This is a genomic window from Parendozoicomonas sp. 209JJ7-1 (genome assembly GCF_058147085.1).
In genome coordinates this window covers 136,975-151,972 of sequence record NZ_JBYVJU010000001.1, presented here as the reverse complement: position 1 = coordinate 151,972, position 14,998 = coordinate 136,975, and the positions used below count along the sequence as shown (strand labels likewise).

Annotated in this window: 14 protein-coding genes; 6 read left to right on the top strand and 8 right to left on the bottom strand. The window is 51.6% G+C overall.

Going from position 1 to position 14,998, the window contains the following annotated elements:
- Nucleotides 1-4 precede the first annotated feature (4 nt).
- Nucleotides 5-2,650, top strand: coding sequence for a nitrate reductase (locus tag ACY2RQ_RS00670; protein ID WP_490111017.1), 2,646 nt, complete (start codon nt 5-7; stop codon nt 2,648-2,650).
- Here the strand turns inward: ACY2RQ_RS00670 and ACY2RQ_RS00665 are convergent.
- The 6 genes from ACY2RQ_RS00665 to ACY2RQ_RS00640 form a co-directional block, all read right to left on the bottom strand.
- Nucleotides 2,599-2,898 (bottom strand): hypothetical protein, encoded by a 300-nt coding sequence (locus ACY2RQ_RS00665; protein WP_490111016.1) that lies wholly within the window; start codon nt 2,896-2,898, stop codon nt 2,599-2,601. The two genes, ACY2RQ_RS00670 and ACY2RQ_RS00665, sit on opposite strands and share 52 nt — an antisense overlap.
- A complete protein-coding gene (locus ACY2RQ_RS00660) occupies nt 2,895-3,215 on the bottom strand; it encodes a hypothetical protein (RefSeq protein ID WP_490111015.1) in 321 nt (106 codons plus the stop codon). Before ACY2RQ_RS00660 ends, ACY2RQ_RS00665 begins: the two co-directional genes overlap by 4 nt.
- Nucleotides 3,216-3,382: 167 nt before the next feature.
- Entirely contained in the window at nt 3,383-4,183 is an 801-nt protein-coding gene (locus ACY2RQ_RS00655) for a sulfite exporter TauE/SafE family protein (RefSeq protein ID WP_490111014.1), read from the bottom strand.
- An 18-nt stretch (nt 4,184-4,201) separates the two neighbouring features.
- Nucleotides 4,202-6,100 (bottom strand): adenylyl-sulfate kinase, encoded by a 1,899-nt coding sequence (cysC, locus tag ACY2RQ_RS00650; RefSeq protein ID WP_490111013.1) that lies wholly within the window; start codon nt 6,098-6,100, stop codon nt 4,202-4,204.
- Complete coding sequence (gene cysD / locus ACY2RQ_RS00645; RefSeq protein WP_490111012.1) at nt 6,100-7,029, bottom strand: sulfate adenylyltransferase subunit CysD; 930 nt, start codon at nt 7,027-7,029, stop codon at nt 6,100-6,102. Before cysD ends, cysC begins: the two co-directional genes overlap by 1 nt.
- Before the next feature lie 211 nt (nt 7,030-7,240).
- The gene (locus ACY2RQ_RS00640) at nt 7,241-8,080 is read right to left on the bottom strand and encodes a sulfotransferase (RefSeq protein ID WP_490111011.1); all 840 of its coding nucleotides are present in this window, start codon (nt 8,078-8,080) and stop codon (nt 7,241-7,243) included.
- A gap of 125 nt (nt 8,081-8,205) precedes the next feature.
- Here ACY2RQ_RS00640 and ACY2RQ_RS00635 point away from each other — a divergent pair, with 125 nt between their 5' ends.
- On the top strand, nt 8,206-8,961 hold the full coding sequence (locus ACY2RQ_RS00635) for a sulfite exporter TauE/SafE family protein (RefSeq protein ID WP_490111010.1): 756 nt from the start codon (nt 8,206-8,208) through the stop codon (nt 8,959-8,961).
- A 26-nt stretch (nt 8,962-8,987) separates the two neighbouring features.
- Here the strand turns inward: ACY2RQ_RS00635 and ACY2RQ_RS00630 are convergent, their stop codons facing one another.
- Both ACY2RQ_RS00630 and gltA read right to left on the bottom strand, forming a co-directional pair.
- Nucleotides 8,988-9,707 carry a TerC family protein gene (locus ACY2RQ_RS00630; protein WP_490111009.1) on the bottom strand — a complete coding sequence of 240 codons (720 nt, stop codon included), beginning with the start codon at nt 9,705-9,707 and terminating at the stop codon, nt 8,988-8,990.
- Between the two features lie 93 nt (nt 9,708-9,800).
- A complete protein-coding gene (gene gltA / locus ACY2RQ_RS00625) occupies nt 9,801-11,087 on the bottom strand; it encodes a citrate synthase (protein ID WP_490111008.1) in 1,287 nt (428 codons plus the stop codon).
- Between the two features lie 501 nt (nt 11,088-11,588).
- On the opposite strand from gltA, the gene sdhC reads away from it, so the two are divergent.
- The 4 genes from sdhC to ACY2RQ_RS00605 are packed head-to-tail and all read left to right on the top strand — an operon-like array spanning nt 11,589 to nt 14,826.
- Nucleotides 11,589-11,963, top strand: a complete 375-nt coding sequence (sdhC, locus tag ACY2RQ_RS00620; RefSeq protein WP_490111007.1) for a succinate dehydrogenase, cytochrome b556 subunit — start codon at nt 11,589-11,591, stop codon at nt 11,961-11,963.
- A complete protein-coding gene (sdhD, locus tag ACY2RQ_RS00615; RefSeq protein ID WP_490111006.1) occupies nt 11,957-12,325 on the top strand; it encodes a succinate dehydrogenase, hydrophobic membrane anchor protein in 369 nt (122 codons plus the stop codon). The genes sdhC and sdhD overlap by 7 nt, the downstream gene beginning before the upstream one ends.
- A gap of 3 nt (nt 12,326-12,328) precedes the next feature.
- Entirely contained in the window at nt 12,329-14,101 is a 1,773-nt protein-coding gene (gene sdhA / locus ACY2RQ_RS00610) for a succinate dehydrogenase flavoprotein subunit (RefSeq protein WP_490111005.1), read from the top strand.
- Between the two features lie 20 nt (nt 14,102-14,121).
- Nucleotides 14,122-14,826, top strand: a complete 705-nt coding sequence (locus tag ACY2RQ_RS00605) for a succinate dehydrogenase iron-sulfur subunit (RefSeq protein ID WP_490111274.1) — start codon at nt 14,122-14,124, stop codon at nt 14,824-14,826.
- The last annotated feature ends 172 nt before the right edge of the window (nt 14,827-14,998 follow it).

The following is a 14,998-nucleotide window of genomic DNA, read 5'->3' as shown; positions in this document are numbered from 1 at the left end:
TGACGTGACGGATACCTGTATAAAAACGACGTGCGCCTATTGTGGTGTGGGCTGTGGTATTGAAGCCACTGTAGAGGATATAGCAGCCCATAAGGTCAGGATTATTGGTGATTCGGAGCATCCGGCCAATTTCGGGCGCTTATGCTCCAAAGGTTCGGCCCTTGGGGAAACCGTTGGTCTGGAAGGACGGTTACTGCACCCCCAAGTGGATGGGCAGCAGGTTCCCTGGGAACAGGCTCTGGATGTTGTTGCCAAGCGTATGCAGTCGGTGATTCGTCAGTACGGGCCGGACAGTGTCGCGATATACGGCTCCGGTCAGCTGTTAACTGAAGATTATTATGTAGCCAACAAGCTGATGAAAGGCTTTGTTGGCAGTGCCAATATGGATACCAACTCCCGTTTATGTATGGCCTCTACGGTGGCAGGCCATAAGCGGGCTTTCGGGGAAGATATTGTTCCCGGCTGTTATGAAGATCTGGAGCTGGCAGACCTGATTATACTAGTGGGTTCCAATACCGCCTGGTGCCATCCAGTGATCTATCAGCGTATTCAGGCGGCCAAGTCCGGGCGAGTAGTGGTGATTGACCCCCGGGGAACAGCCACCAGTGAAACCGCTGATCTTCATCTGCCGTTAAAGCCTGGCACCGATACCGTTCTGTTTGCCGGCCTGCTGGTATGGTTGTTTGATAATGGTTTTGCTGCCCATTCCTGGATTGATGCCCATACGGAGAATTTTGAACAGGCTCTGGCCAATGCCCGTGGGTTGGCACCAAGTATTCAGGCGACAGCGGAAGTTTGTGGTCAGGATGTAGAGCGTCTGGAAACATTTTACCGATGGTTTGCTGAAACCGATAAAACCGTAACCGCCTGGTCCCAGGGTTCCAATCAGGGTTTTGATGGCACAGATCGTGTGAATGCCATGATTAATGTGCATCTGGCCACCGGACGTATCGGTAAGCCGGGTTGTGGGCCGTTGTCGTTAACTGGCCAACCCAATGCTATGGGTGGACGGGAAGTGGGAGGGCTGGCAAACCAGCTGGCGGCCCACATGGATTTCAGCAATCCGGATGATATGGATCGTGTCCGACGATTCTGGAAAGCCGCCAGTATGGTTCAAAAGCCGGGTTTGACAGCTGTAGACCTGTTTGAGGCCACTGGTCGTGGCGAGATTCGTTTTCTCTGGGTAATGGGAACCAATCCTGCAGTCACTATGCCAGATGCGGATAAAGTGCGTCAGGCTCTGGAAAATTGCGAACATGTGGTGTTATCGGACTGTATGGCTGGCACTGATACTGCGGCTTTCGCCGATATTCTGCTGCCAGCTGCGCCCTGGAGTGAGAAGGACGGTACCGTCACAAACTCCGAGCGTCGTATATCCCGTCAACGGGCGTTGTTTCCTATGTCTGGTGAAGCAAAGCCGGATTGGTGGATTTTATCCCGGGTAGGGCAAAGACTCGGCCATGGTGAAGCTTTTGACTATCACCATGCGTCCGATATATTTCGTGAGCATGCTGCACTATCGGCTTTTGAAAACAGACCGGAGCAAAGTTTCCGCATGTTTAATATTGGAGCATTAAAATCTGTTACCCGTGAGCAGTATGATGCCCTTTCGCCTCAACAGTGGCCGATGCCAGAAAATGGCGAAGATAACAGCTCCCGTCTTTTTGTCTGTGGCGGTTTTTCAACAGTGTCTGGCAAAGCCCGGTTTATAGTGCCTGATCAGGTGGAAGGTATTACCCGGGATTCTGAATATCCTCTTGTATTAAACACCGGTCGTATTCGTGACCAGTGGCATACTATGACCCGGACATCCCTTTCCCCAAGATTAAATCGTCATATTGATGAGCCGTTTGTACAGTTGCATCCCGGTGATGCCGGCAGCTATGGCATTGAAGACGGTAAACTAGCTGTGCTTGAGTCCCGTCAGGGGCTTGCCCTGGCCCGGGTGAAGGTTGATAAGGCTATGGTTCCCGGGCAGGTATTTATGCCCATGCACTGGACTCGGGAGCTCTGTCAGGGCGGATTGATGGGGCCCCTTGTCCACTCCCGTACAGATCCTGTCTCCCGGCAGCCGGACAGCAAGGCAACACCCGTACGCATTAAGGCTTACGAGGCCCAATGGTATGGGGTTCTGCTCACCCGTAAACCTGTTGCTATGCCGAATGTGGATTATTGTGTTGCCGTCAGGGAAGAGGGGGGCTGGCGCTATGAACTCGCTTACCAGGGTAGCCAGCCTGTTCTGGAGTCTTTGATGCCCGAGGGTGACAGGGTGCAACTGTCGGATAGCCAAGGCATACAACGTCAGGCTGTTGTCGTGAATAATGGGGTTGAGGGTGTGCTTTTGGTGTCTGATAAGCCCTTGAATATCGACCGCTCATGGCTGCGTGAACAGTTTGTCCAGGAAAAAGCAGACTGGCGTATTCTTGCAGGTTTCAGTGGCTCCGGAGAGTCCCGGGGGGCGGTGGTCTGTGCCTGTTTTGGAGTTTCGGAAGGGGCTATCTGCGGAAAGATTGCCGAAGGCTGTGAGTCGGTAGAAGCGCTGGGTGTTGAGTTAAAAGCAGGAACCAATTGTGGTTCCTGTATACCGGAGTTAAAGCGTTATCTGGCTGAAGAGCGCCTGGGTGAGAATAAATTTGAATTGGCAGGCTGATCATCCAGTTCAATAATATCCGCCTGCATCGGCCGTGACAGACTGGTGATCTCCACTTGCCACAGGCTTTGGCAACAGGGACATCGTAAGCGAAAGTTTCCGAGCTTTTGTTGCCAGAGCCGTGCCATGGGCACAAACAATTCACCATTGCAGCCTTCGTGGCAGGGCCAGTGAATGGCGTACTCCTCCTGGGTCACTTCAAAATAGCGGCCGTTATGGTAGAGCCCGTCAAAGTACGCTGGGTTCACCGGGCGTTCCAGCTAACAGAGCGCAAATGGCTCAGGCGTTTGATATGAGTGACTGCCAGTTCAAACTCTGTGCGGACTATCCGTGCCAGGGTATGCTGGAACTCATTATTAAACGTTGCGCAATTCTGTGATTTGTCGCTGGTCTGACAGTTTACAGCATAAGTTTCCAGTCGCTTTACCGAGGCTTCCACCTCGCTCCAGCTGGAGAAGGCATGGGGCGGGGAATAGGGGGCATATTTGAAGGGATATGAGCTGCAGCCTGAAACAGCTGACAGGGCGAATCCAATCGCCAGTATTTGGCATCCTTTCCAGAACATCTTGAACCTCACTGCTATCTGGTACTTCAGGAGTCACTCTGTTTTTCAGGGTGATATATCCAGTGTAGGCGGAGGCTCCCTGTTTGAGGTGGGAAAGGCCGGGGTTGTCAAAACCTCGGCATTTTCTCTTTTCACGAAAGATCATGAACAGGTTCTAAGAGAGATGCCTAAAAGATAAATGAACTGCCAATGACAGCAAGAATGGAACCCAGTATGCGGTGCATGTTGGTATTTGAAATCATTGCCGTAGATTTGGCTCCCAGATACACTCCGGGCAGTGAGCCCATCAACAGAAACAGCAGCAGTTTTACGTCGCTGTTTCCAATCAGCAAATGGCCAAGTCCTGCGATAGTTGTCAAAGTCATGGCGTGGCCAATGTCTGTACCAACGATATGGGCTGCTTTCCAGCCGGGGAATATCAGAAACAGGATAACTGTGCCCAGGGTTCCTGTGCCCACAGAAAACAGAGTGACAAGAATACCCAGCAGGCAGCCGCACAGGATGATGTATAAGGACTTGGTCCTTAATGGCGGAGCTGCTGTCAGAGTACTGTTGTTTGTGACAGGGGGGGGCGCTTTCTCCTTGAAAGCATGAATCGAGTCAATAGAGAAGAGAATCAGGGCTGTGAGCAGGAGTAAAACCCCCAGTGTCGGTCTTATGATGTGGGGCAGGTAGAAGCCTACTCCGAATTTCTTCAGAAATAATGTAGTGCCCAGGGTTGCTGGAATACTTCCTATGCACAGAAGCTTGACTACCTGCAGGTTGATATTGTTGTTTACGTGGTGAACGCAGACACCCAGGGCTTTGGTGAAGGCCGCGAACAAAAGGTCTGTACCTATGGCCACACCTATTGGCACATTCATCATTATTAAGGAGGGGGTCATCAGAGCGCCTCCTCCCATGCCGGTCATTCCGACCAGGAAGCCGACCAGCATGCCTATACCGATAAAACCGAATTGTTCAATCATTGGGAGGAAACTTACTTCTCAACGGGTTCCAATGGGGATGAGAATATGGTGTTCAAGCAGCCACTGGTAAACGATCCGGGCTGACTCTTCCGGACTTTGCTGCAGGGTATGGAGGGTCAGTTCTGGTTGTTTTGGTGGTTCATAGGGGGAATCCAGGCCGGTGAACATGGGAATTTTCCCGGAATGGGCATCCTTATAATGTCCTTTGGGGTCCCTGTTGGCTGCAACGTTGAGAGGGGTGTCTACATAAATCTCAATAAACTCTTTTGTACCAAAATGTGATCTTGCCATCTGTCGGCCGCCCCTGAACGGGGAAATAAATGTCGCAAGAACAATCAGGCCGGCATCTACCAGCAGCGCGGCCACTTCTGCGGCGCGGCGAATATTTTCCTGCCGGTCTTTTTCGCTGAAACCCAGGTCGTCACTGAGTCCGTTACGAAGCTCGTCTCCGTCGAGGATGAAAGTATGAAGCCCGTGCTTGTGCAGCAGTATTTCCAGATGTCTGGCTATAGTCGTCTTTCCCGCACCGGATAAACCGGTAAACCAGAGTACACAGGGCTTTTGGTGTTTCAGGGCGCTTCGGGTACTTTTATTGACTATGTTTTTATCGTTTATGGATGGAAGAGGTGCTGTCTCTGGCTGCCTGGGGGAAAGAATGGTTTCTACCATTCCGGCTGCTACAGTGTGACAGCTGATGCGGTCTATCAAAATAAAGCTGCCGGTTTCACGGCTGTTTTTATAGGTATCCAGAAGAACCGGGCTGTTAAGGCTCAGGTGACACATGGCAATATCGTTTTTTTCAAGTGTGCTCCGCCCGGGGCCGTTGCTGAGGGTGCCCATATTGATAACGGATTTAACGGAGGTTATCCGGGCATTCTGGCTGTGGCAGCCACACTGAATAATATAATCCTGATTAAGTGTCAGGGCGGTTTCACCCATCCAGACGCAATACGCATTGAAGCTGTCTGAGAGGATATTGTTATCCTCCGGTTTTACCAGCCAGTCTCCGCGGGAGACATCAAGATCCCGGTCCAACTCTATTATCCCGGACTCGCCGGAAATTAAACGGGTTTTGTCATCGTGCCAGAAAATAATACTTTTCACCCGGGCTTTGGTATTTCTCGGAAGAATAAGAATATTGTCGTTTATTGAAATTTCACCGTCAGTCACCGCGCCGGCAAGTCCGCGAAAATGGGAGCCTGTATGGCATATCCATTGCACAGGCATACGAAAGGTGTGGTTGCGGTTATCGGGAGGTGTTGTTTCCAGTATTGCAGGGAGCAGAGCTGGCCCCTCGTACCAAGGCGTGCAGGTACTGGAGCTGGTGATGTTATCGCCTTTAAGGGCAGAGATGGGGATCAGGGTCAGGTCGGAAAAGGCGAGTTTCCGATTGAAGGCTTGATAATTACTGCAGATCTCGTCGTAAATACTCCGGTTGTATTCCACGAGATCCATTTTATTGATAGCAACGATAATTTTACTGACCCCCATCAGGGAGACAATAAAGCTGTGACGCCATGTTTGCTCTGTTATACCCAGGCTGGCGTCAATCAGAATTATTGCCACGTCCGCAGTGGAGGCACCGGACACCATATTGCGGGTGTACTGTTCGTGCCCGGGCGTGTCAGCGAGAATGATCATGCGTTTGGCCGTGGCCATAAAGCGCCAGGCAACATCAATGGTAATTCCCTGTTCCCGCTCTGCGTTCAGCCCGTCCAGCAGCAGGCTGAAATCATAATCACTGGTTTGGGTGCCGTACTTTTTTGAGTCTGTAGCCAGGGCCTCCATCTGGTCCTCGTAAATCTGGCCAGAATCGTAAAGCATGCGACCGAGAAGAGTACTTTTCCCATCATCAACGCTGCCACAGGCAACGACACGGAGCTGATCCCGGTGTTCCAGCTGGTTAAGGGGGTTCATTAGAAATAGCCATCCCGTTTTTTTCTCTCCATGGCTCCGGTGCCGTCACTGTCGATAGTACGTCCCTGTCGTTCAGAGTGTTTCTCTGACAACAGCTCAAAAATAATATCGGTGACACTGGTGGCCCTGGACTCTGTAGCGACGGTCAGTGGATAGCACCCCAGGGTTCTGAAGCGAATGTTTAAATGTTCGGGATTTTCTTCCGGGTGTAGGGGGAAGCGTTTATCATCGACCATCAGCAGACCAGTGTCCCTGCGTACAACCGGACGGAGGGCTGAGAAATAGAGGGAAACGACAGGGATTTTTTCTCGACGGATGTAGAGCCAGATATCAAGTTCCGTCCAGTTGGATAACGGAAAAACCCGTATGCTCTGGCCTTTGCTTTTGTGGCAGTTGTAGGTCCACCAGACTTCTGGCCTCTGGTTTTTCGGGTCCCACTGATGGTGATGGGTTCTGAAGGAGAAAATTCGTTCTTTGGCCCTGGATTTCTCTTCATCTCTGCGTCCGCCACCAAGGGCAAAATCAAACTTGTACAGGTCAAGGGCCTGTTTCAGACTCTGGGTTTTCATAATGTCGGTATGAACTTCAGAACCGTGGGTAAAAGGGTTTATGCCTTTTTCCAGTCCGTCGGGATTTATATGCACGAGCAGCTTTACGCCGACACTGGCCGCACGGCGATCCCGGAATTCATACATCTCTCTGAATTTCCAGCCGGTATCTATGTGCAAAATCGGGAATGGGATTCTGGCGGGCCAGAAGGCTTTTTGAGCAAGATGCAGCATCACCGAAGAGTCTTTGCCCGCAGAGTAGAGCATCACCGGATTCTCTGCGCAGGCCGTAACCTCACGAAATATCCGAATACTTTCAGACTCCAGGCACTCAAGATTGGACAGGGGCTTATCACTTTCAGGATGTGCGGCTTTGGCCATGGCGGTTACTTTCCTTATAAGTGGGGCGTGATAAGGACACATTGGGAAAATCTCAGGCTGGGTTTGTTTCTGTACGACGGATACTAGTTGGCTGAGAATATATAGGCGGTTTTGAGTAAATAGCAATCCAGGTGTTTCTGCCTGGACGGATTTCAAAATGCTGGAATTTATATTTAATGCGTCGTGTACTGAAGGTTTGCGCAGATATGTCTTATGGAGGGGGGGGCATAAGCTCAAGAACGCTCTTCTTTGAGTAAAACTCCCAGTAAGCACCGTTGAAGTTCAGCAGGTGCTCTCCCAGTTCCCGGACTTCTTCCGGGGAAGATGCAAGGTTCAGGTTCCTGTTCTCCAGTGGCCAGGAGGTGCCTTCCGGCAGTGGTGTGATTTTTCCAAGAACTCTGCCGGAAGAGCTTACGAGGTCTTCATAGAGAATAACCCGATCCTGTATAAGAAGGTGCAGACAGGCACGGAAGGTTTTCTCCATAAAAGCTGTCAGCCGTTCCGCCTTTGATGTCATCTTCTGCACTTTTTCGACATAATCGGGAGCCTGCCTTTTGTGACCGGCCCGGTAGGCATTTTCCCAGCCCCGCAGGGTGTTTAATGAGGCTATAACTGCCAGGGGATTTCTCAGCAGGGAAAAAACCGGGTATTTCTTTGACAGTATTTCACCATAAACCATGAACGTAAAAGGCTGTTTAATTACCAGAGTGAAATCTTCGCTAAGGGGTTTATCTATGGTAATTTTCCCATATTCAACCTGTCTGTTCCGCAGGTTGTCCTCCTTCCCATGCTTCTTCCCATGATCATAGTGCTGCTCAATGCGACCCTGGTGCTGGATAGAGAAAGCAGTGCGCTTATGAATAAGTGAGGTCCTCCATTCCTCAACTTTACGGTCAAGAAAACCTGTAAATTTTTCTGCCTCAGTGTCCATACTGTCGTAGTCGCCCTCCAGGGGTTCATCAAGGGCTACGACATTGGGAAGGGTGTTCAGGAGTTGGCAGGTAAGCGTTGAACCTGACCTTGGTGTGCCGGCCAGAAGAATGGTGTTCATAGAAGTGTGCTTCAGGTTATCAGATGCCCCAGTGTAGTAGTATTCGAACGTTGCCTGTTGGAAAAACAGAACCTCCGTTGTGTTGGCAGGCTAAGATTATGGCACAGTTGTAGAGGAGCCGGGGAATGGGCTTTGAGATAACGCAGCAGGACATGCTCCATCGCCTTGCGGTTATACTTCCTTTGGCGGTGGCTTCGACAGTACGTTCTACGTTCGGTTTCGGCGGTGCCATACTGGCTATGCCGATGCTGGCTTTATCCATGCCTATGATGCAGTGTGTAGGCGTTTTATCGATTAACTCTATAAGTCTGGGTGGGTTTCTGGCTTACCGGGAGAGGGAGCAGATATTCAGCGATATACGCGGCCATGTGATAACATGCCTCAGCCTGCTCGGGGGAGGAGGGCTGGGTTTTCTGTTCCTGTCATACTTGAGAAATGATTTTCTGCTGGTGGCCCTGGCGGGATTTATGATTTTCTTCCCGTTTATCTGCACAGTTATATCCCGGTTGCTGAAGCCCGGGAAGGCATCGCATGTGTTGGCGGCCTGTGGGGGAATATCCGGGTTTGTCTTTGGAGCCCCAGGCCCGTTTCTTCTGGCGTTTTTCCGGGTTAACCATTATCCGGTAGAACGGTATTTTGCTGCCCTCCAGATGGCCTTTATTGTTCTCGCCAGTGAGCGTTTTATTCTTCTCGGTTTTTCTGGCGTGATTACGAAAAACCTGTTGGTTGATTATCTTCTGTTTCTACCTTTGCTGGCTGTTGCAGTACCTCTGGGAACATACATGCGTAGTCGCATTCCTGAAAGTCGCCATAGAAAATGCGCCAATACCATGATTTTTATTGCTGGCTGGGGATTGCTCTTTCATCTGCTCTGGAAATGAGGTTTGGGAAAAAGGGCTGGTTGTGATTACATGGTTTTGTTACTTCTGCGGGCACTGTGGATGTTCAGGATTTCCACACCCAGGGAGAAGGCCATGGCGAAGTAGATGTAGCCCTTGGGAATATGGAAAGACAGGCTTTCGGCAATAAGTGATACCCCTACCAGAAGCAGGAAGCTCAGGGCAAGCATTTTCAGGGTGGGGTGGCGATCAACAAAATCTCCGATAGGTTTGGCGGCACACATCATCACCACGACAGCCAGAACAATAGCAATAATCATCACCGGAAGATGTTCAGCCATACCAACAGCGGTAATAACCGAATCAAGGGAGAAAACGATATCCAGTATGGCAATCTGCGCCATTACCATGCCAAAGCTGGCTGCAGCAGTCTGGTTAGAAGAGTTGCTGCCGGTGCCTTCCATTGAATCGTGAATTTCGTGAGTGCTTTTCGCCAGCAGGAACAAGCCGCCTCCCATCAGAACCAGATCCCGTGCTGAGACATCGTGGTTGAGAAGGGTAAACAGGGTTTCTTTCAGGCCAATCACCCAGGAAATTGAAAGTAGCAGGAGGATACGGGTCACCATGGCCAGCAGCAGGCCAGCATTGCGGGCGTTATTGCGCTGGTGTTCTGGCAGGCGTCCGGCAAGGATGCTGATAAAAATAATATTGTCAATGCCCAGTACGATTTCCAGGGAGGTGAGCGTGAGCAGAGAGAGCCATGCCTGAGGGTCGCTGAGCCATTCCATAGGTGCAGTCCGTGTCTGTTATTTTTTTACTGTAATAAAAAACGCCACTGTATGCAGTGGCGTTTTGGGGTTTCAACTTAAGTGGGCTGTTGCTTAACGCTCAGACAGGGGGGTGAAATCCCTCTTGTCCGGGCCGGTGTATAGCTGACGGGGGCGACCGATACGGTAGCTGCCGCTGATCATTTCGTGCCAGTGGGCAACCCAGCCAGGGGTACGACCGGTGGCAAAGATAACGGTGAACATATCAGCCGGAATACCCAGGGCTTTCAGGATAATGCCGGAATAAAAGTCAACGTTCGGGTATAGCTGGCGCTCTATAAAGTATTCGTCTTCCAGAGCGATTTCTTCCAGACGCTTGGCGATACGCAGCTGGGGATCGTTGATGCCCAGTTCACCCAGAACCTCGTCACAGGTCTGCTTCATCACTTTGGCGCGGGGGTCAAAATTCTTGTAGACACGGTGACCGAAGCCCATCAGGCGGAACGGATCGTTCTTGTCTTTGGCTTTGGCAACGAACTCGTCGATGCGGGACTCGTCACCGATTTCGTCCAGCATCTTCAGTACCGCCTCATTGGCACCGCCGTGGGCAGGTCCCCACAGGGCCGCGATGCCGGCAGCGATACAGGCGAAGGGATTGGCACCACTGGAACCCGCCAGACGTACGGTAGAAGTAGAGGCGTTCTGTTCGTGGTCAGCGTGCAGCAGGAAGATTTTGTCCATGGCTTTGGCCAGGACAGGGTTAACTTCGTATTCCTCGCAAGGGGTGGCAAACATCATGTGCAGGAAGTTGCCGCCGTAGCTCAGGTTGTTGCGGGGATACATAAATGGCAGGCCCATGGAATAGCGATAGGCCATGGCTGCCAGGGTTGGCATTTTGGAGATCAGTCGGTAAGCGGTGATTTCACGGTGACGCGCATTCTTGATGTCCAGGGCGTCATGGTAAAAAGAAGACAGCGCGCCCACCAGACCACACATGATAGCCATGGGATGTGCGTCGCGACGGAAACCGTTCAGAAATTCCACCATCTGCTCATGCACCATGGTGTGCTTCATTATCATGCTGGAGAAGTTATCTTTCTGGGCTGTATCGGGCAGCTCTCCGTAAATCAGCAGATAACAGACTTCCAGGAAGTCGGATTTCTCGGCCAGCTGTTCAATGGGGTAGCCGCGGTGCAGCAGTACGCCTTTGTCGCCGTCAATATAGGTGATTTTTGATTCACAGGCCGCTGTAGAGACAAAGCCCGGGTCGTAAGTAAAAACGCCATTGCCTGTGAGTTTCCTTACATCAATGACATCGGGTCCAAGAGTTCCGCTGTATACCGGCAGTTCCAGGGACAGATCGCTACCTTCAATGGTTAGCCGCGCGAGCTTCTCAGCCATGGGCCCTCCTGCTTTGTACTGTCTGATTGTGTATTTACTTTTTTGGAATTTTTTATATAGAGCCGGGAGTCGTCTATGCGTACTTTATCATCTGGCTCACCAGGCTAGATTCGCCCAACTATAGAGAGATTAATGTTTTTGTCAAACATGCTTATATACCTGAAACCTTTGAAAAGCTGCGCCGGTGGAATGCAGAAGATGTATACGTATGTCCGTTTCTTGTACGACCTGTTTTGTCAATGGGTTAAAGGGTTTTTTAACGAAAAGTTATTTGCTTCATCGTGGTGTGCAGGCAATGAAAAAATGCACGCTGCCAAGGGGGGCGCTGACTTAAGTCGTTGTAATTAAAAAACGAAATGTCTATACTCCCGCCCGAAAGCTGGGGGGTAAAGGGTACATATAATTATTGTTTAATTCTTGTATGAATCCGGTGTTTTTCTCCTGAGTAGTCTAAATAACACACAATTCCAAAAGCCCGTTCGGGTTACAGGGTGTCAGACCGTGAATAGCAAGAGACCAGTCAATCTCGACCTGACAACAATAAGGTTGCCCTTACCCGCCTATACATCGATTTTGCATCGGATCTCCGGCGTGATTCTCTTTGTGGGTATTGCCTTCCTTCTTTATGGGCTTGATCTTTCTCTGGAATCCAGGGAGGGCTTTGAGCAGTTTATGGGGTATTTCACTTCACCGCTTGCCAGGTTTGTGGTCTGGGGACTGCTGACGGCGCTGGGTTACCACTTTGTTGCGGGTATCAAGCATCTCCTGATGGATGCGGGTATCGGCGAAACCAAAGAGTCTGGTAAAGTCGGCGCGGTTGTTACTCTGGTACTGGGCGTGTTGTTGAGCATCCTGGCGGGGGTCTGGGTATGGTAACAAATATAACTAACCTGTCGCGCAGTGGTCTTTACGACTGGATGGTGCAGAGGGTGACAGCCCTGGTGCTGGCGGTTTTTTCCGTCTTTATCGTGGCCTGGCTGATTTGCAATGGTCCGGTAGGTTATGAAGCCTGGAAAGAGCTTTTCAGCCAGACCTGGATGCGGGTGTTCAGCCTGCTGACGCTGATCTCCCTCGGTGCCCATGCCTGGGTCGGTATGTGGACCATTTCCGGGGATTATTTCAATGAGCGTGCCCTAGGTGGCAAGGCCATGGTAATTCGCTTTCTGTTTCAGGCACTGTGCGGCATCGTGATGTTCAGCTATGTCGTCTGGGGTGTTCAGATTCTTTGGGGGCTGTAAAACATGTCTAAGATTCGCACGCTGACTTTTGACGCGATTGTCATCGGCGGTGGGGGTGCAGGCATGCGCGCGGCTCTGCAGTTGACAGAGTCCGGCGTTAGCACAGCCTGTATTACCAAAGTTTTCCCGACCCGTTCCCATACCGTATCGGCCCAGGGTGGCATCACTTGCGCAATCGCCAGTGATGATCCTAATGATGACTGGCGCTGGCATATGTACGACACTGTTAAGGGGTCAGACTATATCGGTGACCAGGACGCTATTGAATATATGTGTTCCGTAGGCCCACAGGCGGTTTACGAGCTGGATCACATGGGTCTGCCTTTCTCCCGTACAGAAGAAGGCCGTATCTACCAGCGTCCTTTTGGTGGCCAGTCCAAGAATTTTGGTGAGGGTGGTCAGGCGGCTCGTACCTGTGCTGCTGCCGACCGTACCGGTCACGCACTTCTCCACGCTCTCTACCAGGGTAACCTGAAAGGTGGTACCACCTTCTTTAACGAATGGTATGCCGTTGACCTGGTGAAGAATGCCAAGGGCCAGGTGGCCGGTGTTATTGCCATCTGCATCGAAACCGGTGAAGTGGTCTACATCAAGGCCAAGGCCACCGTTATGGCCACCGGTGGTGCCGGGCGTATTTATGCTTCCACAACCAATGCCCTGATTAATACCGGAGACGGTGTTGGCATGTCCCTGCGTGCCGGTTATATGGCCCAGGATATGGAAATGTGGCAGTTCCACCCCACGGGTATCCATGGTGCCGGTGTTCTGGTAACCGAAGGTTGCCGGGGTGAGGGTGGCTTCCTGATAAACGGTGAAGGTGAACGCTTTATGGAGCGTTACGCACCCAACGCCAAAGACCTTGCCGGTCGTGACGTTGTTGCCCGTTCCATGATTCTTGAAATTATGGAAGGCCGTGGTGCCGGCCCTAACAAGGACCACGTACTGCTCAAGCTGGATCACCTGGGCGAGAAAGAGCTGCATGCCAAGCTGCCCGGTATCTGTGAGCTGTCCAAGACGTTTGCCCACGTTGACCCCGTGGAAGAGCCTGTACCTGTTGTGCCGACCTGCCATTATATGATGGGTGGTATTCCCACCAATATCGGTGGTCAGGCGCTGACGCAGGATGCCGACGGTGAGATCGGTGTTGTCGAAGGCCTGTATGCCTGTGGTGAAGCCGCCTGTGTATCTGTGCACGGTGCCAACCGTCTGGGTGGTAACTCACTGCTTGACCTGGTGGTCTTTGGTCGTGCAGCAGGCCTGCAGATCAAGAAGAGCCTGGATGAAGGTTTTGACTCTGTCGATGCCAGCGATGAAGACATTGATCGTGCCATGGCCCGCCTGAATCGTCTGAATGATTCCACTTCCGGCGAGAAAGTGGCTGATGTCCGTAAGGATCTCCAGAACATCATGCAGCTCAACTTCGGCGTATTCCGCGAAGAGGGCAAAATGGTTGAAGGCCTCAAGCTGCTGGATGAGCTGAAAGTTCGTCTGGGTAATACTTATCTTGAAGATAAGAGCATGGCCTTCAATACAGCGCGTATTGAAGCCCTGGAGCTGGAGAACCTGTTTGAGGTGGCCTATGCCACAGCTGTGTCCGCCCTGGAACGTAAAGAGTCCCGCGGTGCCCACGCCCGCAACGACTATCAGGAACGGGATGACGAGAACTGGCTGAAGCATTCCCTGTATTTCCCGCTGGAGAAGCGTGTCGGTAAGCGTGACGTTAACTTCGCGCCCAAGACCATGGAAGCGTTCCCGCCGAAGAAGCGGACATACTGAGGAGGGGAGAAAGAATGAACTTGAAGGTCAGTGTTTATCGCTACAACCCTGAAAAGGATTCCGCTCCCTGGATGCAGGATCTGACCATCGATATTCCTGAAGGTAAAGACCTGATGGTTCTTGATGTGCTGGCCCTGATCAAAGAGCAGGATGACAGTTTTGTATATCGCCGCTCCTGCCGTGAGGGTGTGTGTGGCTCCGACGGTATGAATATCAGCGGCACTAACGGCCTGGCCTGTGTAACCCCTCTGTCTGAGGCGGTACGTAAGGGCAAGCTGGTGCTGCGCCCGCTGCCCGGTCTGCCGGTTATCCGCGATCTGGTTGTGGATATGGATCTTTTCTACAAGCAGTATGAAAAGATTCGTCCCTATCTGATCAACGACAAACCTGCACCTGCCATTGAGCGGCTGCAGAGCCCGGAAGAGCGAGCCAGGCTGGATGGCTTGTACGAATGTATCCTCTGTGCCTGCTGTTCCACGGCCTGTCCGTCTTTCTGGTGGAACCCGGACAAATTCGTGGGTCCGGCCGGTCTGCTGCAGGCATATCGCTTTCTGGCGGACAGCCGTGACACCGCGACGGAAGAGCGACTGGCGAACCTGGATGACCCGTTCAGCGTATTCCGCTGCCGGGGTATTATGAACTGTGTCAATGTCTGCCCGAAGGGTTTGAACCCGACACGGGCCATTGGTCATATCCGGAATATGCTGCTGGCCAGCGGTACCTGATGATGTGTGCCCCTGGTCCAGGGCCAGGGGCTTTCTGAATGGTTGCTCAACGCTCTGTAACAGAAAGCATACAGAATAAGAAGCAGACGACAGGTGATTTAGGTCGTCGAAAATGCCTATAATTAACTACTGATTTCCAATTACTGGAAAGTCGCTTAAGTACTTTTCATGG